At 67.2% G+C, this 24,716-nt stretch carries 30 protein-coding genes and 4 pseudogenes; 16 read left to right on the top strand and 18 right to left on the bottom strand.

Going from position 1 to position 24,716, the window contains the following annotated elements; translation table 11 throughout:
• Positions 1-89: 89 nt before the first annotated feature.
• The 4 genes from ACH4YL_RS34035 to ACH4YL_RS34050 form a co-directional block, all read right to left on the bottom strand.
• Positions 90-818: an ANTAR domain-containing protein gene (locus ACH4YL_RS34035; protein WP_398511370.1), complete on the bottom strand. Its 729-nt coding sequence runs from the start codon at positions 816-818 to the stop codon at positions 90-92.
• A 5-nt stretch (positions 819-823) separates the two neighbouring features.
• A complete protein-coding gene (locus tag ACH4YL_RS34040) occupies positions 824-1,528 on the bottom strand; it encodes a GAF and ANTAR domain-containing protein (protein WP_398511371.1) in 705 nt (234 codons plus the stop codon).
• A 120-nt stretch (positions 1,529-1,648) separates the two neighbouring features.
• The gene (locus ACH4YL_RS34045; RefSeq protein WP_398511372.1) at positions 1,649-2,548 is read right to left on the bottom strand and encodes an RNA polymerase sigma factor SigF; all 900 of its coding nucleotides are present in this window, start codon (positions 2,546-2,548) and stop codon (positions 1,649-1,651) included.
• Positions 2,549-3,065: 517 nt separating this feature from the next.
• Positions 3,066-3,149: a hypothetical protein gene (locus ACH4YL_RS34050; protein WP_398511404.1), complete on the bottom strand. Its 84-nt coding sequence runs from the start codon at positions 3,147-3,149 to the stop codon at positions 3,066-3,068.
• Between the two features lie 350 nt (positions 3,150-3,499).
• Here ACH4YL_RS34050 and ACH4YL_RS34055 point away from each other — a divergent pair, with 350 nt between their 5' ends.
• Entirely contained in the window at positions 3,500-3,664 is a 165-nt protein-coding gene (locus ACH4YL_RS34055; RefSeq protein ID WP_398511373.1) for a hydrophobic protein, read from the top strand.
• Positions 3,665-3,991: 327 nt separating this feature from the next.
• A complete protein-coding gene (locus ACH4YL_RS34060) occupies positions 3,992-4,339 on the top strand; it encodes a PRC-barrel domain-containing protein (protein ID WP_398511374.1) in 348 nt (115 codons plus the stop codon).
• A 189-nt stretch (positions 4,340-4,528) separates the two neighbouring features.
• On the opposite strand, the gene ACH4YL_RS34065 is transcribed toward ACH4YL_RS34060, so the two are convergent.
• From ACH4YL_RS34065 to ACH4YL_RS34105, 9 genes are all read right to left on the bottom strand, one after another.
• Positions 4,529-4,894: a hypothetical protein gene (locus tag ACH4YL_RS34065; RefSeq protein ID WP_398511375.1), complete on the bottom strand. Its 366-nt coding sequence runs from the start codon at positions 4,892-4,894 to the stop codon at positions 4,529-4,531.
• 246 nt (positions 4,895-5,140) lie between these two features.
• Complete coding sequence (locus tag ACH4YL_RS34070; RefSeq protein ID WP_398511405.1) at positions 5,141-5,407, bottom strand: hypothetical protein; 267 nt, start codon at positions 5,405-5,407, stop codon at positions 5,141-5,143.
• On the bottom strand, positions 5,299-6,597 hold the full coding sequence (locus ACH4YL_RS34075) for an STAS domain-containing protein (RefSeq protein ID WP_398511376.1): 1,299 nt from the start codon (positions 6,595-6,597) through the stop codon (positions 5,299-5,301). Before ACH4YL_RS34075 ends, ACH4YL_RS34070 begins: the two co-directional genes overlap by 109 nt.
• Before the next feature lie 110 nt (positions 6,598-6,707).
• Positions 6,708-6,890 carry a hypothetical protein gene (locus tag ACH4YL_RS34080; protein WP_398511377.1) on the bottom strand — a complete coding sequence of 61 codons (183 nt, stop codon included), beginning with the start codon at positions 6,888-6,890 and terminating at the stop codon, positions 6,708-6,710.
• 245 nt (positions 6,891-7,135) lie between these two features.
• Positions 7,136-7,288, bottom strand: a complete 153-nt coding sequence (locus tag ACH4YL_RS34085; RefSeq protein ID WP_398511378.1) for a hydrophobic protein — start codon at positions 7,286-7,288, stop codon at positions 7,136-7,138.
• Between the two features lie 178 nt (positions 7,289-7,466).
• Positions 7,467-7,892: a hypothetical protein gene (locus ACH4YL_RS34090; RefSeq protein WP_398511379.1), complete on the bottom strand. Its 426-nt coding sequence runs from the start codon at positions 7,890-7,892 to the stop codon at positions 7,467-7,469.
• Positions 7,889-8,509, bottom strand: coding sequence for a hypothetical protein (locus ACH4YL_RS34095; RefSeq protein WP_398511380.1), 621 nt, complete (start codon positions 8,507-8,509; stop codon positions 7,889-7,891). The genes ACH4YL_RS34090 and ACH4YL_RS34095 overlap by 4 nt, the downstream gene beginning before the upstream one ends.
• A 131-nt stretch (positions 8,510-8,640) precedes the next feature.
• Positions 8,641-8,814 carry a CsbD family protein gene (locus ACH4YL_RS34100; protein WP_398511381.1) on the bottom strand — a complete coding sequence of 58 codons (174 nt, stop codon included), beginning with the start codon at positions 8,812-8,814 and terminating at the stop codon, positions 8,641-8,643.
• A gap of 119 nt (positions 8,815-8,933) precedes the next feature.
• On the bottom strand, positions 8,934-9,110 hold the full coding sequence (locus ACH4YL_RS34105) for a hydrophobic protein (RefSeq protein ID WP_398511382.1): 177 nt from the start codon (positions 9,108-9,110) through the stop codon (positions 8,934-8,936).
• A gap of 981 nt (positions 9,111-10,091) precedes the next feature.
• Here ACH4YL_RS34105 and ACH4YL_RS34110 point away from each other — a divergent pair.
• Positions 10,092-10,448, top strand: coding sequence for a PRC-barrel domain-containing protein (locus tag ACH4YL_RS34110; protein ID WP_398511383.1), 357 nt, complete (start codon positions 10,092-10,094; stop codon positions 10,446-10,448).
• A 383-nt stretch (positions 10,449-10,831) separates the two neighbouring features.
• Here ACH4YL_RS34110 and ACH4YL_RS34115 read toward each other — a convergent pair.
• Positions 10,832-10,987 (bottom strand): annotated as a pseudogene (locus ACH4YL_RS34115) (DUF6131 family protein).
• A gap of 71 nt (positions 10,988-11,058) precedes the next feature.
• Between ACH4YL_RS34115 and ACH4YL_RS34120 the strand changes: the two are divergent.
• The 7 genes and pseudogenes from ACH4YL_RS34120 (at position 11,059) to ACH4YL_RS34150 (ending at position 16,429) form a co-directional block, all read left to right on the top strand.
• Positions 11,059-11,190, top strand: coding sequence for a hypothetical protein (locus ACH4YL_RS34120; RefSeq protein WP_398511384.1), 132 nt, complete (start codon positions 11,059-11,061; stop codon positions 11,188-11,190).
• Between the two features lie 1,033 nt (positions 11,191-12,223).
• Positions 12,224-12,562 carry a MerR family transcriptional regulator gene (locus ACH4YL_RS34125; protein ID WP_327323454.1) on the top strand — a complete coding sequence of 113 codons (339 nt, stop codon included), beginning with the start codon at positions 12,224-12,226 and terminating at the stop codon, positions 12,560-12,562.
• Between the two features lie 260 nt (positions 12,563-12,822).
• Positions 12,823-12,968 (top strand): annotated as a pseudogene (locus ACH4YL_RS34130) (cold shock domain-containing protein).
• Between the two features lie 600 nt (positions 12,969-13,568).
• Positions 13,569-13,772 (top strand): cold-shock protein, encoded by a 204-nt coding sequence (locus tag ACH4YL_RS34135; RefSeq protein WP_398511385.1) that lies wholly within the window; start codon positions 13,569-13,571, stop codon positions 13,770-13,772.
• Positions 13,773-14,099: 327 nt separating this feature from the next.
• Positions 14,100-15,611 carry a DEAD/DEAH box helicase gene (locus ACH4YL_RS34140; protein WP_398511386.1) on the top strand — a complete coding sequence of 504 codons (1,512 nt, stop codon included), beginning with the start codon at positions 14,100-14,102 and terminating at the stop codon, positions 15,609-15,611.
• 46 nt (positions 15,612-15,657) lie between these two features.
• Complete coding sequence (locus ACH4YL_RS34145; RefSeq protein WP_398511387.1) at positions 15,658-16,062, top strand: CBS domain-containing protein; 405 nt, start codon at positions 15,658-15,660, stop codon at positions 16,060-16,062.
• Between the two features lie 55 nt (positions 16,063-16,117).
• Positions 16,118-16,429, top strand: a complete 312-nt coding sequence (locus ACH4YL_RS34150) for an SCO5918 family protein (RefSeq protein WP_398511388.1) — start codon at positions 16,118-16,120, stop codon at positions 16,427-16,429.
• A gap of 106 nt (positions 16,430-16,535) precedes the next feature.
• On the opposite strand, the gene ACH4YL_RS34155 is transcribed toward ACH4YL_RS34150, so the two are convergent.
• On the bottom strand, positions 16,536-16,895 hold the full coding sequence (locus ACH4YL_RS34155; RefSeq protein WP_398511389.1) for a hypothetical protein: 360 nt from the start codon (positions 16,893-16,895) through the stop codon (positions 16,536-16,538).
• Positions 16,896-17,696: 801 nt separating this feature from the next.
• Here ACH4YL_RS34155 and ACH4YL_RS34160 point away from each other — a divergent pair.
• Positions 17,697-18,077, top strand: coding sequence for a hypothetical protein (locus tag ACH4YL_RS34160; protein ID WP_398511390.1), 381 nt, complete (start codon positions 17,697-17,699; stop codon positions 18,075-18,077).
• A gap of 270 nt (positions 18,078-18,347) precedes the next feature.
• The gene (locus ACH4YL_RS34165; protein WP_398511391.1) at positions 18,348-18,521 is read left to right on the top strand and encodes a CsbD family protein; all 174 of its coding nucleotides are present in this window, start codon (positions 18,348-18,350) and stop codon (positions 18,519-18,521) included.
• Positions 18,522-18,528: 7 nt separating this feature from the next.
• On the opposite strand, the gene ACH4YL_RS34170 is transcribed toward ACH4YL_RS34165, so the two are convergent.
• Both ACH4YL_RS34170 and ACH4YL_RS34175 read right to left on the bottom strand, forming a co-directional pair.
• Entirely contained in the window at positions 18,529-18,885 is a 357-nt protein-coding gene (locus ACH4YL_RS34170) for a hypothetical protein (protein WP_398511392.1), read from the bottom strand.
• 424 nt (positions 18,886-19,309) lie between these two features.
• Positions 19,310-19,777, bottom strand: coding sequence for an SRPBCC family protein (locus ACH4YL_RS34175; RefSeq protein WP_398511393.1), 468 nt, complete (start codon positions 19,775-19,777; stop codon positions 19,310-19,312).
• Positions 19,778-19,950: 173 nt separating this feature from the next.
• On the opposite strand from ACH4YL_RS34175, the gene ACH4YL_RS34180 reads away from it, so the two are divergent.
• The gene (locus ACH4YL_RS34180; protein ID WP_398511394.1) at positions 19,951-20,361 is read left to right on the top strand and encodes a hypothetical protein; all 411 of its coding nucleotides are present in this window, start codon (positions 19,951-19,953) and stop codon (positions 20,359-20,361) included.
• A 516-nt stretch (positions 20,362-20,877) separates the two neighbouring features.
• Here the strand turns inward: ACH4YL_RS34180 and ACH4YL_RS34185 are convergent.
• The gene (locus tag ACH4YL_RS34185) at positions 20,878-21,297 is read right to left on the bottom strand and encodes a molybdopterin-binding protein (RefSeq protein ID WP_398511395.1); all 420 of its coding nucleotides are present in this window, start codon (positions 21,295-21,297) and stop codon (positions 20,878-20,880) included.
• 156 nt (positions 21,298-21,453) lie between these two features.
• Here ACH4YL_RS34185 and ACH4YL_RS34190 point away from each other — a divergent pair.
• The 3 genes and pseudogenes from ACH4YL_RS34190 to ACH4YL_RS34200 all read left to right on the top strand — a co-directional run.
• Positions 21,454-21,525, top strand: a pseudogene (locus ACH4YL_RS34190) (MerR family transcriptional regulator); the annotation flags it as partial.
• 184 nt (positions 21,526-21,709) lie between these two features.
• Positions 21,710-22,052: pseudogene (gene modA, locus ACH4YL_RS34195) on the top strand (molybdate ABC transporter substrate-binding protein); the annotation flags it as partial.
• A gap of 563 nt (positions 22,053-22,615) precedes the next feature.
• A complete protein-coding gene (locus ACH4YL_RS34200) occupies positions 22,616-24,598 on the top strand; it encodes an RICIN domain-containing protein (RefSeq protein ID WP_398511396.1) in 1,983 nt (660 codons plus the stop codon).
• Positions 24,599-24,716: the final 118 nt, after the last annotated feature.

Consider the following 24,716-nt stretch of genomic DNA (forward strand, 5'->3'; position numbering starts at 1 on the left):
AGGGCGGGGCGGTCTACGATGCCCCGTCGCTGTGCGGGCGAGGGAGGCTTGGCCAAAGCGGCCGGCCATGCCGAGTGGCTTCTCGGTTTCTACGGGTGTGGGATGTCGCTGGTGTTGAGGGTTTGGTCGATGATTTGGCGTGCGCAGTCCGAGATGCGTAGCTGGTGGGCGCGGGCGTAGGTGCGCAGGGTGGTGAAGGCGGTGTCCGGGTTGGTGTTCCAGCGTTCGGCGAGGATGCCTTTTGCTTGTTCGATGAGAATGCGTGTGGCCAGGGCGCGTTGTAGCTGGGCCTTCTCTGCTTGTTCTTGGTCAAGGTCGCGTTGTTGCAGGAGGGCGATGGTGGCGACGTCGGCGAGAGCCTGGGCGAGGGAGGCGTCTTGCGGGCTCAGTGGTTGCAGGCTGGTGTGGAACACGTTCAACGCCCCTACCGCGCGGCTGCGCAGGCGGAGCGGGAAGACGTGGCTGGTGCGGAGGCTGCTCCGGCGTGCGCGGGCGGCGAAGGCGGGCCAGGCGCCGGTGGCAGTGGGGCTGTTCAGATCAATGTTGGTGCGTGCCGTGCCGCTTCGGTAGCACTCCAGGCAGGGGCCTTGGTTGTGCTGGAGAGCGAAGAGTTCCAGCAGGTGTGTTGCCTCGTCGGAGGCCGCGATGGTCTGCATGGTGTCCTTCTCGTTGGCCAGAAGGATGCCGGCGGCTGAGACATCGAGCAGGGTGACGCAGTGTGCGCACAGCTGCTCAAGGAACTCGATGAGGTCGAAGTCATCGATCAGTGAGTCCGCAACTTGCACGAAGACCGCTGACACTTGCTGTTCGCGGGACATGGAAGTCATCTCCTCGTCTCGTCTGGTGCATCGGATTCGGGTCTGTCGGCGTCCAGACGAAGGCGTCGAGACACGATGTCCTCGGCGATATCGATGATGGACCTGTCGTGGCTGTAGGCATAGGCGCGAAGCCGCAGCAGCGCCTGGCCGAGTGAAGTGTTGAGCTGGACACTGAGCATGCCGGTCGCTTGGTGAACGACTGCGCGGTGCAGTTCGCCGTTGGGCTGCTCATCGACCCAGGAATCGAGCTGTGCGCCGTCACCGCCGAGGAACTGAAGTGTGAGTGTCGCCGCCAGGCCCAGGGCGTCGTCCGTCTCCTGTCCGGTCATGGGCCCCGGGGTGGAGCGCAGAGCGGTCAGGACCCCGACGGTGATGCCGCCGAGGGACAAGGGAAGGCAGAACATGGCCTCGATCGGCAGGTGCGCCATGGCGGGGAGCAAAGTGGGCCATCTGCCGGCCCCCACCGCGGAAACGTCGTGAGCCAGAACGAGCAGGCCTGTGCGGACGGCGTCCGGGCCCGGTCCTTCGCCCAGCGTGAACTGTAGGTCTTCGAAGACCGAGCTTGTCTTGCCGGAAGACCACAACTGCTCCGTGGCGTGACCCGCGACGGACAGAGATAGCGCCAGGTGATCCATCCCAAGGACGCCGGCGCAATCATCGGAGAGCTGAGGCCTGGCCTCTGCATACAGGAGCCGCAGGATCTCCGTCATTGCGGAACTGATCACTGGTGGCCACCCTCGTCTGCTCCTTGGGGCCAGCGCCGTACCGATGTCCTTGCTGAAGCGGTCAGGGGCTTGCCCCTTCCCCCGTGTGGCCGACGCCCCCATCGCCTAGTGGTCGGTGAGCATGCCAGTGCGGAGGTGGGCCAGGATGCGGGTGAGCAGGCGCGAGATGTGCATTTGTGAGCAGCCGAGTTCGTGGCCGATCTCGGACTGGGTCATTTCCTGGCCGAAGCGCAGTTGGATGATGCGGCGATCGCGTTCGCCGAGGTGGGCCAGCAGGGAGGCGAGGGCGTGAAAGTCTTCCACTAGTTCGATGGCGGGGTCGCAGCCCCCGACGGTGTCCACGTACGTGCGACTGCGCTGGTAGACGAGACCGTCGCTTGTATTGCGGGGCGGGTCGAGGGAGTCGGCGGTGTAGCCATTGGCGGCGACCAGCCCGTCGGTGATCTCTTCCACGCTTAGCTGTAACTGCGCGGCGAGTTCCCTGACGGTGGGCTCGCGGCCGAGGTCGCTCTCGAGTTCCTCCTTGGCCCTGGCCAGATCGATACGCAGTTCCTGCAGTCGACGCGGAACATGTACGGCCCAAGTGGTGTCACGGAAGTACCGCTTGATCTCCCCCACGATGCAAGGGATGGCAAAGGAGCTGAACTCGACGCCGCGTGACAGGTCGAACCGGTCGATCGCTTTGATCAGTCCGATGGTGCCCACCTGGACGATGTCGTCCATCTCGCCACTGCCGCGGTTACGGAACCGGCTGGCGGCGAACCGGACCAGGGTCTGGTTCATCTCGATGAGTGTGTTGCGGGCGTACTGGTACTCGTGCGTGCCTTCTTCCAGAAACTGAAGCTGTTCGAAGAACAGCTTCGACAGCGCCCGTGCATCGCGCGGTGCGATCTTCGCCACGTCCTTGATCCTTGGAAGCGACCTGGTGAACGAAGGAGCCTGAGCCGAGGGACTTGTTGCGGTCGGCGGTACGAACGTTCCTGTCGACTGCGTGAAGCTGGTCACGTCACTGCCTTCGCCGTTGGGTACTGCAGGGGCCTCCGTCAAACGAGGGGCGTGCGACGCATTGCGCAGCAGCGGCTCAGCCTCGCCTCCACGGTTGTCATGCCTGCGAGCCGAAGCCGGCATTGCGAGAGTGCCAGTGGGTAGATGGGCCTTTTGGAGGGGCCGTTGGGGAGTCCGCTGCCAGGCCGCGCAACGTTCACGGTGGCGCGATCCCGCGTGCCGTGCGCCATGTCTGCACCCCCGCTGCGGCCAGATGGTCAGGATCGCCGGGGGCTCGGGCTTGAATTCCAAGCTAGACCCTCGACGCGCAGGATGGCTAGGCGCTCAAAGATCAACGGCGGAGGCAGAAGCCACGGGGCGTGGCCTGCTGGGCGATCAAACGGGCCACCGCGGGCGACAAGAGGGCCGGGTACTGCCCGAACCGGATGTACTCGCTGCCGTCCTGGCGCTCATTCCCAGCCCGTCGAACCCCGTGGAGACGGATGATGCGTACGGAACGCGGCGTGAGCGCCCCCTGTCACTCCGGCCCGTCGGGGGACACCGCCCGATGGGCCGTGCTCCGCGAGATCCCCAACTTCCTCGTGATCGCCCGGATCGGCAGTTCCTCGGCCCGCTAGAGCCGACGGATCTCCGCCCAGCCCTCCACGCATGTACCCATCGTCCCGGCCTGGTTCAACCAGCCAGGCCCTCAACGCTGAGTGAGGGTTGTCTGTGTTGACGTTCGGGACTGTTCTCTCGCCGCAGCAAGATCGGTGCAGCCGTGTCGTGCGGGGCCGCAAAAGGGGCACCGCCAGACCTGACCGCATCGCCTGAGCGGGCCTCAAGTAGGCGTCTACGCAAAGCAGTACAAGTCGACGGGGGCCGCTTTCCGCAACCCTTCGACAGGACTACCCTGTTCAGTGAGGCCCCGGTCCCCGGCAGTGATGACGTATTCCGCCGCGGGAGGCCGCAGTGTCTGCCTTGTTTCTCATTCTCATTCTGGCCCTGGTCGGCCTCGGCTTCCTCAATCCCCTCTGGTGGGTGGCGGCGGCTGTGCTGATCTTCGGGGCCGTTCACTACGGCCGCGGTGGGTACGGACGCGGGGGCCGCGGCGGCGATTCTGACTACGGCGTGTAGGGGGACTACCGGGATCGTCAGGACCGCTGGGACCGCCGCTACAGCCGACAGCGCCGGGGCCGCTGGAATCGCCAGGACCGCCGGGACGGCGAACATCAGTGATAGTCCTGGCGCCGTGCCTTGCGCCGCCTTCAGGCGGCGGACCGCCGGTGGCTGCTCGCGGCCTGGCTGTCGCTCCGGAGTGGGGAATCCGCGCGGTGCCGAGTTCCAGGCGTTCGAGGCTCGTTCGGGATGTTTGGTGACATGCGATGGGGGCACTCGGTCGGCGGCAGGGCGGGGAAAGGTATCTGCCCTTCTGTTCTGGTGAGATGTGAGGAGGGGAATTTCGTGAGTGATTTCTGGGGGTACGCTCCGGCCGCCGGCCACAACGCAGGAAATAGCCTGGTCGGCTTCAAGGTAGAAGCCACTGACGGCAGCATTGGAAAGATCGACAGGCATTCCGACGAGGTCGGCTCGGCCTACATTGTGGTCGACACCGGTGTGTGGATCTTCGGCAAGGACGTACTGCTTCCGGCCGGCGTCATCGAGCGCGTGGACGCGTCCGAGCAGAAGGTGTACGTGTCCCGGACGAAGGACGAGATCAAGGACGCGCCGGAGTTCAACAAGGAAAAGCACCTGGGAGACCCGGACTACCACGAGCGTCTGGGCTCCTACTACCAGCACCCGCGTGGCTGACCGCAGCCGCGTGTAACTGCCGCGGTGGCGGCCCGCCCGGAGATCTCCGGGCGGGCCGCCACTGTCGCGAACTCGACTCCCGCCCTTCTGAAACACTAAGTTGAGGCCGGGCAGGATTTCGCCCGTGAGCGGATGTCGTATAGCCCGGTGTGGGCGAGGCCATTGCACGTCATAGGAAGCAACGTTGGTTCAGGCGTGAAAGCCTCCGGCATGCTCGACTCCATCCCGTGTCGCAACGACAGCTCCCAACCAGGGCGACTCCAGGGTGAGGGCGGTAGCGAACGCGGCGGCGGAGGCCGCATGCCCCGACGGGAACGCCCTGGTGATGGGCTGTCGGAGTAGCCGGTGGATGGACGGCACCGAGTCGGTGGAGAGTGACTGTGCGGCGATGTTGATCGCGGCGGAGGCGAGGACCACTGAGCTGGTGCCGCGCAGGGCCGCGCGACGCGCGCTGCGGTTGCCGGACAGGCCCATGGCGGCCGCCCCGGCCAGCCACAGCAGCATGGGGTGAGCCGAGGCGACGCGTTCGAGAAGCCGCGCGTGGAAGTGTGCCATGCGGGCCGAGTACCCGCAGTGGTGGCGAACACGCGGGGGGTGAGAGGACGCTTGCCCGACACCCGGCCCCGCCGACCGGCATCGCGGCCACGGCCGCGGTGCACACATCCACCACGCCGACCCGGGCGCCACGTCGGGCTGCCTGCTTGGCCACCAGCACCCGGATCCGCGCCGGCCGGCCTTTCGGCATCACCCGGGCCACCGGGTCCAGGCATGGCGAGCAAGTCCGTTCAGTCTCCAGGTCGTTCATTCCCCGAGAGGAAGAACCAGTGCGCGGAACACGGTGGGGCCGGCCGGCTTCCAGACCTCTCCGATGTCTCGCCAGCCCCAGGACCGCAGGGAAGCGAGGGACGGATGGTCGGCCTGATCGACCAGGGTGGCACCGAGCGACGCCTGGTGGTCGGTCAGCAGCCGCTGCTGCAGTCGGCGGGCGATGTCATCGTCCTGCGCGTGCGCAGCGACCAAGATCTTGTTGATAGCGAAGACATTGTCGGACTCGGTGAGTTGCTCGATGCTGCGTGGCAGTGCCCCGTCGAACCCGAGCCACCCAAGTCGTCGCTCCTCACGCGGAATCCGAAGGCACATCCCACCAAGGCAGTCGATTCCGCGATCACCATGGCGAATCCCGGCCGCCGGATGTCGCCACTGAGGCGGTGCAGGAACTCTTCCCGGCTGCGGCTGCGGTACCCCTCACTGGGCCTCAGGTCCGAGGACTCCACGTACAGATCCGCCAGTTCCTCACACAGGTCCTCTGCCTGCCAGCGGTTCAGCCGGCGCAGACGCACCGCATCCGTGGCAGACGTATCGGGACCATGATGGTTCCGCGGTTGCCTCTGCCGGGACCAGGCCATCACAGCACACCGCCCGAGAGGGCAGGCGAGGGGAGCAAGCAGCTGCGGCGGGGCTGTAGCGGTTGCGGCGGGGGCGTCCCGCATTGGCGGCTCCAGATGTCCGAATGGGAGGCCGAGGAGGAGGAAACCGGAGCCGGTGAGGTCGACGAGCCGAGCCACCAGCGGCGGCGGGTAGTGCAGTTGGAGGGACCCACCGGCTGCGGCGGTCTGTTGTGACGCGTGGAGGAGAGTGTTGAGGCCGCTGCAGTCGCAGAAGGTGACAGTCGTGAGGTCGACGTCGATGGTGCGGATGCCGTCGCTCAGGCACTTCTCCAGCGATTCGCGCACTATCGGGGCCGTGTCGAGGTCGATCTCACCGGCCAGGGTGAGCAACGCCCGGCTCCCTCTGTCGTGCCGGTAGACGTTCAGCTGCGGGATGGGCATAACGCCTCGGTTCAGAAGACCATCCCGGGCAGCGGATGCGGCGGTGCCGGACTCCCGGCTCCTCGTGACGCGCTCCCGGCAGGGGGTGTACTTTCGGCGGAGGCAGAGCGAGGGCCGTCCAACAGCCTGTGCACTAGGACAGGGGGCCCCAGTTCCCTCCAGGGGATGCGCCGGGTGACCGGACGGAAGATCCGCTCCCCGCAGCCATCTGTGTTGGGAAACCACAGGCCGCCGGGGTCTAGGACGTCCACACAGCAGCTTAGTCCTCAGCCGGTCCAAGAGGGCGGCCTGAAGCTGCCCATTCTCAGAGCCTGGACGGTGCCAAGACGAGGTGCGGGTGTGCATATGCGTTGCATTGCACGGTACTTGGACAGCCGGCACGAAGTGCGGCCGACGACGGCCGCCCGGGCACGGCAGTCTGCGGAACATCCGAGGAGGTGGCTTCGCATGACGGGAGCGTCACCGACATCGCGCAGATGTCTGCGGGAATGTGATCGCGGGAGTGGAAGGGACAGCGAGTCTTGAAGGCGTATCCTCGCTCAGCGCCGACGTCCGCGGCCCCTGGGGGACCATCCAGACCCCACGCCGCCCGAGTGCACAGCGAGGAGGGCAAGCCCGACAAGCATGAGGCTCGTCTGGCTGAAGATCACCTCGGTCGACGTCTCGGTTACGTGAATGATGAAGGCGATGACGAAGAGCACGGCCGCCGCGAATGCCAGCATCTGACTTCTCCTGCCATTGGACGGCGAACCACACGTGATTCCGGTGGCTGCGCCGCTATCGGTCGTCTTCCCTGCTAAGGGTCAAGCATTCGTGCGAATCATGGACCGGTGGTGCAGACGAGTCCGAGCCCGGCAGACAACGCTGGAGGCCTAAACGACCGTGCCGACTCGATTTGCGGGCGCATCCTGCGCTTCGCGCTGCCGGTCCGCTGACCTGGCCCGGACGAGCCTCCTGACGTCGGCTTTCACTGGTGGCCGTGGGCGGATCGGCTACCGCCGCGGACGGCGAAGCTGAGGATCCAGATGGCCAGGAGCAGGACCGCGGCGTACCACAGGATCAGCATCGGGATGCCGAACCCGAGCAGAATCAGTAGGAGAAGAAGAATCCATAACAGCATGGCTGGGCCTCCAAATGCGGGAAATTTCCAGCGTTCCGCGGAGTCCCGGCGAACGGGACGACGAGGACTTCGCCCGGAGAGTCCGAAGCGTCGTAGCCCTGCGTCGTCGTCAGTCAATGCTGGGCAACGTCTGCTATCAACGGACCAGCAGGACCGGGGAGTTCTGCGCGTCGACCACTCACATGCGCAGCAGCCGCTCGGTGATCTCCCGGTACTGCCGTAGTGCGAGTCGCAGTTGCTCTGTCTCCGCTTTGGTGTCCTGGCTCTGCCAGCTTGCGCGGAGGACGCGCCGCCGCTCGGCGAGTGTGTCCGTGAGGTGGGTGGCGGCTTCGTCGAAGGCGCTGTCTGCCTCCTCCACCGCCTGGCGCGGGCTCTCGACGAAGTTGTTGAGGGCCTGCTGGAGGTGGATGGCCACCTTGTCCCGTTCCCCCTGCGGGAGCAACTGCTGCTCCGAGCCCGGTGTGCGGGCGGGGCCGTCGGCGCTGATGACCGGCTCGCGCGGTTGCCGAGCCGGTTCGGTGCGAGGTATGGGCGGGGCGGTCTGCGCAGCGGGAACCGGGTTCTTGGCCTGGGGCTGCTGTGCGTGTTCCGCGTTGTACGTCATCGCGTGTCACTGCCCTTCGTGTGGTGGCGGCTACGAGTCCACGGCGTGTGTCGATGGTCGTCGGGGGATTGCTGACGGTGTCGGCCCGAGTCGGCCGGCTGTTCTGTGATCAGTGCGTCGAAGAGGCCTCGGGCCTCGACCATGGCCTCCCGCATCTCTTCCGTGTCGCCTTGGCCACGCGCCACCGTGTGCACCCTGAGGTAGCCCTCGACATGGTCGGCGTGGTGCACCGAAATCGCGGCCGCCTGCTCCTCGAACTGCTCGCCGTCGGGAAAGCCCCGGTCCTTCGCCAGCCGCGCCAGCAGCGCGTCGGCCTCGGTGACCGCCTTCTGAGGCGAGTCCACGAACTGCTTCTGGATTCCGGCCCACTGGGCCACGTACTGCTCGCGGGCCTCGTGCGGAAGCGGCTGCTCCTCGAGGGACCCGTGCCGCTTCACTCGCTCGCCGAGTTCCCGCTCTGCCGCCTTGGTGTCGCCGTCGTGGCGAGTGACGGCACGGTCGTACTCGGGGCCGAAGCGCCGCTTCAACCCGCGCTCCCCACCGCCCCGGCCGAGTCCGGCGAAGAGGGCGGCGGCCACGACAACGACGGCCACGGTAATGATCACGGCCGTGAACATGGCTGCCCTCTCTGGCTCTCGGCTCGTTAGTCGCTCTGCTGCATTCCCATCAGCCCCTGTCGTTCGTGCCCCGCATCGGTGCCTGCCGGATGATGCCCACGCGACGTAACCACCACCCGGGGCGGTGGTGGTCAGCGCCTGAAGGCGTCCTTGGCCTTGGCGCCGGACTGCTTCAGGTTGCCGACGACTCGGTCGGTCTTCCCTTGCCTCTTCAGCCGCGTGTTGCGGGTGGCTCGGCCAATGCCTTCCGTGATCCAGCCCTTGAGTTCCTGTGCCTTGTTCCTGATCTTCCGTTCGAAGCTCATGACTGTCCTCTACTCGTCTCTGGGGTGGGGCTCCCGCGTACCCGTCTGGGGTGGGGCTCCCGCGCGTGATTGACGTACAACTCGCCCTTCCCGCGGGTGGGGCGGCGGCCTGGTACGGATTACCCGCGGCTTCGGCCGTATCGACGCCCGCCACGACTGCTGCCGCGGCCGCGCATGGCGAACCCGGCGATCCAGATGACCAGCAGTACTACCGCTACGTACCAGAGGATCTGCATGGTGAAGCCGAACCCGAACAGAGCCAGGATCAGCAGAAGGAGAAGAATCCAGAGCAGCATGGCTGCGCCTCCACGCGGTCACAGGGACATGTCCTGCGTTCCGCGGGGGCTGGGCGAAGCGAAGGTGAAGGCTTTGCCGGGGAATCCGGAGCACCACAGCCCTACGCCGTCGGTGTCAGTCAACGCCGGTCGGCGAGCCCTGTCAACTCCCCAGTGTTACTGGGGAGTTGCGAAGTGAGGCTTGGGGCCTCGGGTGTAAAGGGAGTTTCGGGGCTTCCGCCGGCTCCTTCGCCGGTGGCAGGACATGATCCTCCCACCAGGACAGGCCCATCACGGTGCCCAGCAGGACGAAGGGGACCGAAGCCGGAACGATCAGCGCGTACATGTGTACCGCCAGTTGTCGGATACGTGCGGCGCGGCGGGCAGCGGAAACGGTGCCCGCTTGGGGCGCATCGAGGCTGAGCCAGGACCGCGTAGCGACGGCGACTGCGGGACGGCCACGCTCGTGACGAGGCAGGTTCCGGCATCGATGCGCAAGGTGCGCCCACGAGGGAGCGCGGTAACTTCTCGACGCTGCCAGGGGCCCGGGCCGCACCACCAAGCTAGTCGCCGGGGCTCTCCCTGAACAGGCGTCAGGCGGCCATCTGACGCCCGGCAGGGCTGTCTTGCGTCGTACACGCAGAACTAGTCTGGCCGGAGAGTCCCCAGCCCCCGGGTGCCATGACCTGTTCCGCTCCGACGAGCTGGTGCACAGAGGGTCGGTTTCTTCCCCGTCGCCCTTGGGCTCTCCACTTGGCTGGGGAGGCTGCGCAGAGGTCAATCCGACGGTCGGGAGCGCAGGAAAGCCCATCCCGGTCTGCCCGGCGCCGGGTGCACCGGCTGGACCGGTGCGGCGCCCAGGAGCAGTCACAGGGTGCGCGCTGGTTTCGGGTAGCGGATGGGGGCACACTGAGAAGGGCTGAGGTCACAGGCCCGGGGCGAGGCGCGACCAACGGTCGCCGAGCACGCCCCGAGCGGTCGGGCCTCCGGGAGGGATCCAGGATGATCCACGTGGGCGATATCCGCGAGTGGCGCAGCCACGATGTCATTGACCGCGACGGACACAAGATCGGCATGCTGGAAGCGATCTATGTGGACACCAGCACCGACGAGCCGGCCATGGCGACCGTTCAGACCGGTCTGCCCACCCGCCACCGCCTGGTCTTTGTACCGCTGGACGGCGCGACTGTCGGACCCGGCTACGTCAAAGTCGCCCATGACAAGGCGCTGGTGAAGAAGTGCCCCTCGATCGGCACGGACGACGTCCTGCCGGCCGAGGAAGAGGAAGCGATCTTCAAGCACTACGGCCTGACCTACCAGCCGGGCACCGGCGGCGAGCGCCAACTCGCCCGGCGCTGAGCGCCCGCTCCTACGAAGGAGGCATCCGCGTCATGGTGCTGTTCCTTGTCGTGCTCGTCGTGGCCATAGTGCTGGGCCATCATCGGCGTGGCCGTCGAGGGCATGCTCTATCTGCTCTCCATCGGCGTACAGCTCCTCTTGGCCGGTATGGCGTACCTCGCTGTTCGCTCGGCATTGCGCTCACGCCGACGCCCGGCCCGCTGACGCGGAGGCTCACCACGCTGTCCGCCGAGCGCCGACCTCGCCGAGTGCCGCCGGGTGGCCGCACGCCTCCTGTGCCGGCGCGGCGGCAAGGTAGTCGTGCCGACGTGCGGCAGGGCGAAGACCGGTCCGGATGCCGGGTCGTGCTGCCAGGAACGGATATGCGCGGGGGCCTGCACCCTCTACCAGTAGTGCCGTCGTCCGCGGACCGCTTGACCGAGCGATCCCAGGATCCACAGGACGGCCCCGATGACGACCAGAATGACCCCGATGGTCTACAGGATGGCGATGTCGGCTACGAAACCGATGACGAGCAGGATGATTCCGAGGAGGACCATGGTGTCCTCCGATCTCGCGGAGTAAATCTCCCTGCCTCCAGCGCGTAGACGTTTCCGAGCGGAAGGTGTACGTGTCCCGGACGAAGGGCGAGATCAGGGACGCGCAGGAGTTCGGCAAGGATAAGCACCTGAGAGACCCGGACCACCACCAGCGTCCTGTGCTGAGCGCCCTCATGATCTGCGCGCACAGCTGGGCCGACTGACGCCTGCCGGGCGAGACGTTCCACTCCTGGTACACCTGGGACAGCCGGACGCACACCCTCATCCCCTTCGACCACGGCCCGGTCCTGTCTGCCCGGTGCTTTGTGTCGGCTGCGGCGCGTTAACCGCACGAAGCCCCGGCTGTAGAGCGTGCCTGGCCGATCATCCACGCAGTCAGGCGGGGAAACTATGGTGCTCGCGGAGTCGAGGCCGGGGTAACGGCGCTGCTCGGAGCGGGTGCCCCCGGCTGGAGTGGGCAGCCGCGTGCCCCTTCTGTGGTCGAGGTCGACTATCTATCTGACCAGCGCGCAGAAATCTATGTCGGCCGGAGTAGACATTGAGCGGTGGTGTGGTTATGGTTTCTCTCGTAGCCGAGATCAAGCAAGGCCCGGCAGAGACGAACTGCCGGGCAGCAGTACAGGCAGTTCGCAGGACGGTGCGGTGGTGGAGTTTCGAAGCCAGGGTTGTTGCAGGACGGCGACGGGACTGGCGACCGGACCGGGCGGGCCACAGTGATCAGGGGCCGCCGTGAGCAGTACCGCAGTGGCAATACCCGTAAGTGCAGTTCGCAGTACTCAGCAGTGAAGTCAGTGAGCAGCACCTCGGTGAAGGCGTCGACTGCGGACGCGCGCACCGGGAAGTTCGGCAGTGGGGTTCTAAGCCAGAGCAGATGCAGGACGGGCGACGGGGCTGGCTGCCGAAGAGTGGCGCTGTTCGAGGCCACGAGCAGTTCGCAGTACCAGCAGTACGCAGTTCCCGTTTGGTAAGTAGCTCATCCAGAGGGAAGAACGGAGGAGTTGAGCGCCATCAGGATCGCCCGGGCGAATCTTGAGCCCGGGTACCGCAGGACATCGATAGTGAGGTGGTCTCCGGTCAGGCAACCGCGATCCCCGCGCCCCCGACAGCATCTCGGTCGGGTCTGCGGAAACAGAAGGCCGGCGCAGTACCAGGGCCGGCAGATGGTGTAGCAGTTCCTTCGGGGCCCTGGTGCCATACGGCACCGGGGCCCCTCCACGCGTTCCACAGAGAGGTGCAATGACAGCAGACGACTCGTTCAGCCGTCTCGATGACGACGACTACCCCGCCTACACCATGGGCCGGGCCGCCGAGATGCTCGGCACCACCCAGGGTTTCCTCCGCGCCCTCGGCGAAGCTCGCCTGATCACCCCGCTCCGCTCCGCGGGCGGACACCGCCGCTACTCCCGCTACCAGCTGCGCATCGCGGCCCGCGCGCGTGAGCTCGTCGACCAGGGCACCCCCATCGAGGCTGCCTGCCGCATCGTCATCCTCGAAGACCAGCTCGAAGAAGCCCAGCGCATTAATGCCGAATACCGCCGTGCCGCCGAGTCGGTGAATTCACCACCCGCGGTCTGAGGTGGCGCGCGCCCGCCCGGTACCGGCGGGTCCCGCACACGCGGGGTGTGGGCGCATGGGTCGCTTCCTGTGGTGACAGGGTGTGCGGACGTTTAGCGTCTGGTCAGCTGTCATGGTTCGGAAGTTCCCCTTCGCCCACGTCTTCGGCGTGGGCATTCTGCTGTGCTGTGCCGCCGGAAACAGGGGCGATCACCTCCGCCTTCCGCATGTCGTGGGAGGCGTTCATCGACTGGAAGGCATGAGACGCGGCTACGGGAACTGTGAAGTGGTTCAACGCGGAGAGGGCTTCGCCTTCATCGCCCAGGGCGGCGGCGGCGCGGACGTCTTGGCCCACTACTCCGCGATCAACTCGTCGTGCTTCCGTGAGCTCCAGGAAGGCCAGGCCGTGACGTTTGATGTCACCTAAGGCCCGAAGGGCCCTCAGGCCGACAACATCAACCCAGCCTGACATCCTTCCCGCCCGCGTTCGGAGGGTACGGCTGCCCCGGGGCAGGCCCTGCTGTCCGACGGGTTCACCCGAACAGCTGGCGCCGTGGCGGGATCTGGTGGCGCACGGGATCAGGGCCGCGCAGCAACAGCTGCGCGGCCCTGATCTTGTCGGGACCGGCGTACGGGCCGATGAGGCCGACGCAGGGCTGAACGGTACGGATCGTGCCACCGAAATAGTCGTGTCCTCCGAGCCGTGAAGGGCGACCGCTCTTGAAACGCTGTGCTCCGGGTGGATCAATATCTATGACCGCGAGGCGAGGGTTTACCGCGCCACGCGGGGAGTGTTATTGCCGCAGCCAACTGAGTGGAATTATTTACGGTACACGGGCCGCTACCGCATGCTACTGTCGATCTCAGTTGCAGTTGTGGTTCCCAAAACTTCAAGCGCCTTCGCCGGTATTTTCAGCCACTGGAAGCGTTTGCGTATTGCCGGTCATTTTCCGGACGGGGCATCATCGCGGCGACCCGGTATCCGCACATCGCAGGTCCCGGCGTACTGCCCCAAAGGAGATATGACATGGCGTCAGGCACCGTGAAGTGGTTCAACGCGGCCAAGGGTTTCGGCTTCATCGAGCAGGACGGTGGCGGCCCTGACGTGTTCGCCCACTTCTCGAACATCGCCGCCCAAGGCTTCCGCGAGCTGCTCGAAGGCCAGAAGGTCACCTTCGACATCGCGACGGGCCAGAAGGGCCCGACGGCCGAGAACATCGCTCCCGCCTGACGCTGACGCCCACTTCGTAGCTGGGGCCCGCATCCCTCGGGGTGCGGGCCCCAGCTACGGGCATTTCCCACAGTGGTGTCACCTGTGGGACAACTCTGCCCGCAGCCCCATGCTCAGGGATGCGCGCCTTTCCGGAGCTGTACCGGTCGACGTCCGGGATTTCACGTCCACATGACGTCACCTATTTCATAGCTTGCATCCCGCACCGGATTCACTGCAAGCCACATTCCTCTTTCGTATTTCCATTCGGTTCGTTCTTGTGATTCCCCGCGCTGCTCTTTCGCTGCGGGAATTCCTTGATACGCGCCGTATCAAGGAAGGTTCTCAATGAATCCCACACGTACGAACGGCCGTTCCTCCCGCCCCCGCCGCACCGACGGCCCCGCTTTCGGCTCCGGCGCCCGTTCGGGGCGGGGCGGCCGCTTCGGCTCGCCCGCCCCGAGCCGTTCAGGGGGTCCGAGCCGCTCGGGCGGCAACGGCCGGCGGCCCGCCGCGGTCCAGGGCGAGTTCGCCCTGCCGAAGACGATCACTCCGGCGCTGCCCGCGGTCGAGGCGTTCGCCGACCTCGACCTGCCCGCCCAACTGCTGGCCGCGCTCACCGCGCAAGGCGTGAGCGTCCCCTTCCCGATCCAGGGCGCGACCCTGCCCAACACCCTCGCGGGCCGCGACGCCCTGGGACGCGGGCGCACCGGCTCCGGCAAGACCCTCGCCTTCGGCCTGGCCCTGCTGGCCCGCACCGCCGGACAGCGCGCCGAGCCCCGCCAGCCGCTGGCCCTGATCCTCGTGCCGACGCGTGAGCTGGCCCAGCAGGTGACCGATGCACTCACCCCCTACGCCCGCTCGGTGAAGCTGCGCCTGGCCACCGTCGTCGGCGGAATGCCGATCGGCAGGCAGACCAATGCGCTGCGGGGCGGCGCCGAGGTCGTCGTCGCGACGCCGGGCCGTCTCAAAGACCTCATCGACCGCGGCGACTGCCGACTCAATCAGGTCGCGATCACCGTCCTGGACGAGGCCGACCAGATGGCCGACATGGGCTTCATGCCCCAGGTCACCGCACTCCTGGACCAGGTCCGCCCCGAGGGCCAGCGGATGCTGTTCTCCGCCACCCTCGACCGCAACGTCGACCGCCTGGTCCGCCGCTACCTCACCGACCCCGTCGTCCACTCCGTCGACCCGTCCGCGGGCGCGGTCACCACGATGGAGCACCACGTGCTGCACGTCCACGGCGCCGACAAGCACCGGACGACCACCGAGATCGCGGCCCGCGAAGGCAGGGTGATCATGTTCCTGGACACCAAGCACGCCGTCGACCGGCTGACACAAGACCTGCTGAACAGCGGGGTGCGGGCCGCCGCCCTGCACGGCGGCAAGTCGCAGCCCCAACGCACCCGGACCCTGGCCCAGTTCAAGACCGGACACGTCACCGTGCTCGTCGCCACGAACGTCGCCGCCCGCGGCATCCACGTCGACAACCTCGACCTCGTCGTCAATATCGACCCGCCGACCGACCACAAGGACTACCTCCACCGCGGCGGCCGTACCGCGCGGGCCGGGGAGTCCGGCAGCGTCGTCACCTTGGTCACCCCCAACCAGCGCCGGGACATGACCCGCCTCATGACAGCGGCTGGCATCGTGCCCCAGACCACCCAGGTCCGCTCCGGCGAAGAGGCACTCAGCCAGATCACCGGTGCCCAGACCCCCTCCGGCATCCCCGTGACGATCACCGCGCCGGTAGCCGAGCGGCGTCAGCGCAGCGCGTCCTCACGCGGCCGACGCAGCCCCGCTTCGGCGGCCCGGCGCATGACAGCGCGGCAGACCTCCTTCGACGCGGCGGCCTAGAACCTTCGTGATCAGGAAACTGGCCCACCACTGCAGGAGGCACCTTTTGACGCTGGTTCAGATGCAGCCCCGCTCGGCGAATGCCACCCCCGTACACAGGACGGCGACCGACGCCATGGACACAGGCGCACCGCAGGTCTGCGACGACATGACCATCGAGGTCGCCCTGTCCGTCATGACAAGCGCCCGCACCGGACACCTCCTCGTCCGCGACAACGACGGCCTGTGCACCGGACTTCTCACCCAGGCCCAGCTCACCGCGGCCCGTGACAGCTCCGCGTACACGGACCGGATCCAGCTGCGCGACATCCTCGGTGACCGAGGGCCGTTCCCCCCTCCCCTGACCACCCTGGCCGAAGCCGAGCACGCGATGCGTTACAGCCGGCTCAATGCCCTGCTTGTCGTCGACGAACGAGGCAGTGCTCTGGGCGTCCTCGCCCTTGCTCGCTGAACCGCCTCAACCGCGGCAGAACCATCCCCCTTCGTTCTTCTCCTTGTGAGGCATCATGCGCTGTGTCATCGCCCGCTTCCCGTTCGACCTCACCAAGAGCGGCGTCCTGGAGTCGATGAAGGGCATCAGGCCCGAGCAGGTCTTCGGCGAGTCCGTGATCATCGGCCGCCGCACCTACCCCGTCAAGCAGGTCGGCCAGGTCGTCACACGCCAGGACCGCCGCGATTTCAGCGCCGGCGAAGTCCTCCGGGCCATGACCCAGCTCGGTTTCACCTGCCGCGGCCTTCCCAAGGCCGCCGTGCCCACGCGCGTCCTCAACCCGTTCCAACAGGCTTCCGCGATGCTCGGCGCCCCCGCGGCAGCCTGACCGACGGGCAGGCGCGAGCCGCCACCAAAGCAGCGATGAGGGTCCGACCGGAATACGCCGGTCGGACCTTCACCGCGTACCGAAGCATTCTCGGCGCGACAGTTGGTCAGTGGTCGGAGTAGCTGAAGTCGCCGATGGTCCAGGCACTGACGTCCTCGATCGCCACGCGGTACATCCCGCCCGTCTCCGGGATCCCCACCGTGCCCTGCAGAATCCGCGCCACATGGAAATGCAGATGCGTGGGCGGCCCCTCCTTGCACGTAGTAGCGGTGAAGACGGCGGAGAAATCGCTCAGGCGCGCCGAGTCCGCCAGGACCTCCGACACCCGCTGCCTCCAGACGGCTTCGGGAGCCAGCCGACCCGTGATGACAGCACCACCGGCGACCACGGTCAGAGACATCTGATTGCTGTGCCCGGACTCCACCAGGGCGGCGACGTCAACGAGCAGTTCGTCAGGCTTCGACATGAGAGGCGATTCTAATCACCGGCCGCCCGGTCAGCTTAAGCAGTGGTGCTCATGGAAAATGCAAGATCGAACTGCGCAGACGAGGACGCCGCGGAACCACTGCGTTCCTTCTTCGCCCAGCTAGCCACCACACACACGCAGCCTTAGGGAAGAAAGTGCTGGGCGGCTACGACGGTCTCTTCCTTGCGCTGGCAATCGGGTCTGTCCTGGCGGCATTTCTTGCCATCGCTTCGGGGTATCCCGCCCGGGGCGCCGTCGGTCACAGCGTGCAGGCTTCGCCGGCAGCTCGCCCGAGATGAGAGATGTCCGGATAATCAGTGACCGGACCCAATGCACTGAGCTGAGGACATGGCCCGACCGGCCCACAGGCCAGCGTCGGCAGGCTTGATCACGGACTGGTTAACCACGGCACCGCTGTGCTTACCGCATATGCGATGGCCTGCGAAAACGGCCATGAGGCTCCGCCCCGGCGAGGGGACGGAGCGTTGCGGTCTGTGGTGGTCGGCACTTCGGTGACCTGCGCCGATGCTTCGGCCCTTGCTGGCACGAGCTGCGACAGCCTTGTGCCACGCCCACCTGCCCTTTTTCGCCTTCACTGACACGCCACCTGTCTCGGGCCGACCCCGGTATCGGGCTTCGTGGAAGCGCCGACATGGGCGGGAAACTTCGAGGAAGTCGTTCTTCGGTACCTGCCCGCTCGTGATCTGAGTGCGCCGACCGCATCGAACACCGCCTCGCCCTCGAGTGGCGCCGTCGCCTGTAGGGCTTGCTGGAGCAGGCCTAGCGTGCGCGGGTGCTGGTGTGGGTGGTGAAGCGGTATTCGACGGTGACGGCGAGGGGCCGAGCCGACACAAGGGCGCTCAGCACGGCTGGTCGCCGGATGTGGACGAGACTCGTCAACAGGAAAACCCGAGCGCCCAACGCTCCTTCCACCCGGATGAACACGCCCCCGCGAAGGGCCACGGCAGGAAGGTCTCCAAGGAGGAGTCGAAATCCGTCCCCGGTGAAACCGTCGAGAGCACCAGCCGCCGCGGGGAACAGCAGAGTAAGGGCTCTGGCGAGAAGGGCATGCACGACACCGGTCGCAGAGGCCGCTCACAGCGTCCCAGCGGAACCAGGGACGCCTCCGCCTCGACTGGTGTGGATCCCCAGGACCCACCCGGCACACGCAGGGCCGGCTGAGGTGGCTGACGAAAACGTGAGCCCGTGCGCGCTGCCGTTGTTGGTGCAAGCGCCGGCAGCGCCGATGGTGACTGCGGCGACCAGAATGTTTGCCGTCCGGCAGGCCGTCGGCACGGAGCGCGTCTTGCCCATTTGCTGATCCTGCTCGTGGCGGGGCGTTATGGCCGGCCTCGGCTTTCTGGCCGACCGGTAGTTAATATGTGTTTAAGAAGTCATTTATGGGTGAGGCCGAAGGTATCCATTGTTTTGAGTGAGCGGGATGTGAGCGATATGGCCAGGGACGAGAAGGCCAAGGCCAAGGTCGAACAGGCCAAGGGCAAGATCAAGGAGACCGGGGGCCGTGCGGTGGGCAACGAGGGGATGACGGCCGCGGGTCGCGCCAAGAAGGCGAAAGGTGACGTTCGTCAGGCCAAGGAGAAGACGAAGGACGCCTTCAAGCAGTGATATGGGCTCAGCGGATCCGGCGCGGAGGTATCTTGCCGGGTCCGCCGTCATGGGATGGCCCCGACGGTTTGCAGTCCGGTGACGCGCTATCGAGCAGGCACTCGCCGCCTGCAGCTTCGATCTCGTTGCCGAGCTGGGGGTTCTCGGCCTCGCTGAACTGGAAGCGGTCCAGATGGGAGCGCCAGACCAGCCCCTTGACGATCACACCGCGTTCGGCCGCCTCGCACAGGACGGTACCGATTTCGCTGCCATGGCCCACGAGCCGCTCGTCGGGATCGCCACGCCAGTCGGTGAAACAGGAGCAGGTCTCCGGCGCGCTGCGCGCGGATCGGGGCGAGGAGTTCCGGGAAGTACGACGCGCCATGGACCAGGGGGCCGCACCTGGTTACCGTCCGACCAGGCCGCTCGGTCCGGTCGGCGACGGTCCAGGCGGGTCGCGGCATTACCGCGTTCACTGGATGTCAAGAACCAGTCGGTAACTTCCATAGCCCGAGTCCTCCACACGCTCGACCGCACCCGTACGGCTACCCGTTGCGTCCCCGCTCAGGATTGCGCCGTGGGCGTTCCAAGCCCGTGCGGGATACGTGATCCGCGAACCGGTCGCTCCGCCAGGGTGTGCACCGATCCGCCGAGAGCCCCGAGGGCGACATCCGCTCGCGGCCAGCCGACGGGAACCAGCCCTCTTCGCCGGACGAAGGCCGCCAACGAGATCCTCGGCATCGTCGCCACCTACTGCCGGGAAACTCGGGCGTCAGCAGGAGGCGGTCCTGCAGCCAGATCCTTTGCCGTTATGCCTGCGCCATGGCGCCAGTTGGGCGGTCAGCGGTTGCCTGCTCGACGACGTCGGCGAGACGGCTGAGCATGCTGCGATGCCGTACCTGGATCAGCGCATCGACCAGCGAGTTGTGCAGCAGGCCGCCGGGACCGCGCAGAGGGTGCTCGTCGACAATCACCAGCGTATCCGGCCCCCATGGGCGGATTTCGATCGCGACTCGCACGGTACCGAGTGGGCCGTTGTCCACCTCCAGCTCGAGCCAGCGAGGCGGCTCGAGCCGGCGCACGATGGTACGGCCCTCCGCAGTCCACGGTCCGAGCCGCACCGTGTACTCGATCTGCGAATCGACCTCGGGCCAGCGGTCATCGACCGGTCGGGCATCCGAGGTGCCCACGACCCAGTCCGAGTAGCGACTCCCGTCTTCCAACACCCCCCACACTGCCATTGGTGGCTTCTCGATGAGCTGATGTCGAACGGCCATGTGATCCTCCAGGGGCCTCAACGAGACGCAATCGGGAGAGCCCGGGCCCCAGAAACCACAGTCAGCCAGACCGCGTCGATTGGCAAACGGGCGACGACCTCCCGCCGCGGCCGCGGTCGCGTTGACGCCGCAACCTGATCAATGCGGCGCGGGGCCGAATGCCTGGAGGCACTGTGAGCCTGCGCAAACTGATCACGGATGCCTGGAGCTGGCAGGACTACAAGTCGCTGGCTGCAAGCGGCGTCCTGGCCTTTCACCAGCATTTCCGGGCTGGCGTCCTCCCTGCGCGGTCGCCGGATGTGTTCTGCATCAAGGCACCGCCGGTACTCCTCTTCGTTGATGTCGCCGCGGGCGAACCGCTTGGCGAGCAGCTGCTCTGGCGAGGGCCGGACATGCATGTGAGTGTGCTGGCGGGCACGGTTCAGGGCGCGGAAGAGCAGGACGGCGGCGGTGATGATCAGGGCCCAGAAAGGATCATGCTGACCGACATGGCGAACCAGATGGTGGTCGGGGCCACCGAACGCGAAAGACTGCGAATCCGCCAACTGGTGCCATGGAGGCTGAGACTGTGCCACGAAATGTGAGACCTACCCACGGGGGAAGAGGGCCGGGTCGCGTTCGTCGGTAGGGCTCTCCGCTGCGCGGAGATTTTTAGTCCACGTCGCGACGTGGCCTGACGGTCAACGGTGCCTGGGCACATGCCTCCTGGGAACGTCCAGGGGACGGTGAGGGGACGTAAGGATCTGCACGGATCGAGGTGCACTGACAAGGGATGCCAGCGCACACCTGCTTTGACCTGCAAGAACTCCACAGACCGAGCAAGACGAACAAGGACCGTCACGATCACCAAGGACTCATAATCCGTCGGCCGTGGGTTCGAGTCCCACCCGCCCCACCCGGGCCCGCAGGTGCAGAATCGTTCTGACCTGCGGGCTGTGCTTTTCCGGGGTGGGGCTTTCGAGTTGGCGTACGGATAGCGGCCGCCGGCATATCGCCGCCGGCGCCCGAGGATGCCTGCGCATTCGGCGCGATCCCCGAAGGTCTGTGCGCAAAGACAAGGGTGAGTGAGCGTCAGCGCCCGGCCGGCAGGCCCTGGGGGCTCAGGAGGTCGCCAGCGAGATCTCCGTCGACTTGATCAGCGCGACGACGGACGAGCCGGACGTCAGGCCCAGTTCCGTGACCGCGTCCTTGGTGATCACGGCCGTCAGCTCGCCGCCGTCGACGCTGACCTTCACGCCGGCCATCGCGCCGCCGGTGGAGACATCGGTGACCGTGCCCGGGAGCTGGTTGCGGATGCTCAGGCCCTCGACCGGGCCCGTGGCCAGCGACACCTCGGTGGACTTGAACAGCGCCCGTACGGACGAGCCCACGAAGATGCCCAGTTCCTCGACGGCCTCCCGGGTGACCGCGGCGGTGATCTCCTGGCCGCCGTCCAGGCGCACCTTGACGGTCGCCATCACCTCGCCAGGCGTGACGGAGACGGCGGTGCCGGGGATCTGATTGCGGATGCTCAGACTCATGCGCCTCAAGGTAGCCACGGTGCTGCGCAACAGCCCGGCGGCGCGCTTTGGCGCTTTCTCCAGGCGGGCTGGCATTTGCTACGGAAATCTGGGCTCCGGCTTTGTAAGTGCTGGCTCAGGTTGCCTACCGTGTCGCATATGCAGTCCTACACGATCGGCCGCCGCCTCATCGACGGCCGAGATCTGGCCGCCTTCTCGATCGAGGTCGCCCAGAGCGCGGTCAGCGAGTCGACCGCGTCTGACGCACCGTCCCTTTCTCCGAGGCGTGCCTCTTCATGTCTTCCGTGTCCCGACGCGTCGCCGCCGTACTGACGGCCGCGCTCCTCCTCCCGCTCGCCGCGACGACAGCAAGCAGGACACCGGCGCGAAAGCCGACGCGTCCGCGACCGGAGTGCCGAAGGTCAATCTGACCGTGCTCGCCGCGCCCGAGGTGCCGGTCGGCCGCTGCAGCAAGAAGATCCTGGACGCCCAGAAGGTCGTCGTGAAGCCGGTCGGAGCCCAATGTCCAGGCCGTACTGAGCAAGGTCGAACTCGGCGAGGCCGACGCCGGGCTCGTCTATAAGACAGACGCGGCCACCGCGGACGACAAGGTCGACTCCATCGCGATCCCCGACGCGCAGAACGCCATCGCGGAATACCCGGCCGCGACGCTGAAGACGTCGAAGCACGCGGAGGCCGCGGCCGCGTTCGTGGCGTGGCTGTCCACGCCGGCGGCGCAGAGGATCCTTCAGGACGCAGGCTTCCGGCAGCCGTAACTCCGGTGCGCGGGCTGCCCGGTACGGGGGCTGGGCAGCCCGCGCGACTGCTGCTCGACGAACCGCTCGCCGCGTCGACCGGACCGGTGGCGATGTTCAGCCGCAATGTGCGGCCCGGCACGGTACGGGAAATCACCGCCTCTGGCAGTCGCTTGCGCATTCCGGTCACTTCGCCCCTTGCGCCTGATCTGATCGCAGAGACCACCCACAAGCCGCGGCCGAACTCGAGCTTGCCGACGGCACTTCGGTATGGACCAGCGTGAAGGCGACGGAGGCCGTCGCCGTCACGCTGTGAGACCTGTGCCCGAAGCCGATTTCCATTCCCGGGAACAATGACGAATAGTCGCCGTTCTGGAACTCTTGTTCCGCGCCTGTGGGTTGTGCGAAGGTGAGCTTCCTCACGTCCGAACATGAGCTGTTTTGTTCAACCGTTCGAATTTGACTGCGGTATAGACCAAGCAGGTACAGCAGGTACTGACTCCTTTTCAATAGCCCGAAATCCTCCGGCCGTTAACGCGGGCCGGGGGTACGGCACTGCTCAACCCCCCACCGCAATGCCCTGGATGGAAAGACATCTAATGCAGAATCCGCACACTCAGGGTCAAGTCCCTCCCGCACGCACCGGACTGAGCTCCGGCGACTCCGACGAAGGTCTCGCGGCGGCGCTGCGGACCAGCGAGGGCAAGGACGAGACGCATCCGGTGGCCGCGCTGCTGGCCAGGCACTGGCAGCCGGTGTACGACTACGCGTCGATCGGGACTCCTTCGGCGAAAGCCGCGTCCATGCTGACCGCGGCGGCCTTCGGCAAGGTGCTGGAAAATCTCCGGCAGGCCCGTACGGCCGCCGCGCTTCGTCCCTTGCTATTGGTGACGGCCCGTCAAATCGCCAAGTCATGGGCGGCCGACGGTCGCGTCACCGCACTGCCCGAACTCCAGAATCCCGAGACCGGTCGTACCGTTCCTGTCGACATGTTCACATTGCCGGAGAATCGTGCACTGGTCGCCCGGGCATTCCACTCAATGCCGGGACCCGCCCAATGCCTGCTCTGGCATGCCGAGGTCGAGGCCGAAGGCATATCCGTACCGGCTGGTTTGCTGGCCATTGATCCGCGCGGCGCCGCGGCCCAGCTGGACCAGGCTCGGGAAATCTTCCGGGCGAGCTGCGTGCGTGCGCATCTCGAACTCGCGCCGGACAGGGAATGCCGTCACTACAACCGGCTGCTCGATGTGTCGCTGCGCCGCGGCGGCACCTTGATCCCGGACATTCAGACGCATCTGGCAAAGTGCCAGCACTGCCGGCTCGCCGCCGATCAACTCGACCACAACCACGGCCGGTTGGCCGTACTGCTGGCCGAAGCGGTGCTCGGCTGGGCGGCCCAGCCCTATCTCGACTCCCGGCCCGCCCGTAAGAACGACCGCTATCAGGTCCGGGCCCAGGCGAGGGCCGCCGCCGTACGCAATGTGGTGCGCGGCGCGGGCCGGCACTCCCGCGGCGGCCGCCCGCGCGCGCTGCCGCCGCTCACCTTCCGCGGCCATCGCCTCACCCTGCCGGACCGCGGCCGGGGAGCCGTCGTCACCGGCCTCGGCGTCGTCACCGGTCTGCTGGTCGTCGCGACCGTCGTCAGCAGACTCTGGGCCGACGACGGCAGCTCCGCCGGACCCGTGGTCCCCAGCGGCACCGTCTCCGCGGCCCCCGTGCCCGGCACCGGGCCCTCAAGTCCCACGCCGCAGCCGTCGACCACCTCCGCCGCACACCCGGCGGGCCCGCTCAACACCCGTCTGCGCAATGCCGAGTCCGGGCTCTGCCTCGACATCCGCGACAGCCGGGCGCAGCCCGGCGCGGAGGCGACACAGGCGGTCTGCTCGCGCTCGATCACCCAGCAGTGGTCGTACGAGCCGGACGGGCTGCTGCGCAGCGCCGCGGCGGTCGATCTCTGCCTCAACTCGCACGAGCTCGACGGTGTGGCGATCCTCGGCGCCTGCTCGGAGACATCCGCGCCGAACGCCTCGGACGTGCGGTACGACCTGACCATCCAGGGCAATGTGATCCCGCGCTGGAACGACCGGCTCGCCGTCGTGCCCAGCTCGCCCGAGGCGGGCGCGCCCGTGGTCGTCAAGGTCAGGGACGGTTCGCCGGCGCAGCACTGGAGTACGGACAACGTTGCCGTCGGCTCGCCCAGGATCCGGCCCAGTTCGGACGCGGGCAAACCGTCCGCGAAGGAGGTCAACGTTCCGCCGACGGCCGTGCAGTCGCCGTGGCAGGCGGACGGCACGGACGCCGAGCCGGAGCCCGAGCCCGAGTCGTCGGACCCGTACGGGCAGTCCGACTCCCATGTGCGCCGGGCCGAGGACGGGGGACCGGACCGGGGCTACGGTCGCGACTACGGTCCGAGCCACCGGCCCACCGTGCTGCCCGCCACACGTCCCGCCCTGCGGCCCGGACCGGCGGAGGACCTGGTGGGCCACGGAGCCGGCGGACCGGCCCGTACCGGCGGACCGGCCCGTACGCCCGGCGGCGCCGAGCAGGCGCATCCTGCGGGCGGCTGACAGAAGAGCGCGGGGGGGGGGGGGGGGGGGGGCGCCCCCCCCCCCGCCCCCCCCCCCCCCCGCCCGCGCGGGGGGGGGGGGCGGGGCGGGGGGGGGGGGGGGCCGGGGGGCCCCCGCG

The sequence above is a fragment of the Streptomyces sp. NPDC020681 genome, assembly GCF_044334895.1.
Lineage (GTDB): Bacteria > Actinomycetota > Actinomycetes > Streptomycetales > Streptomycetaceae > Streptomyces.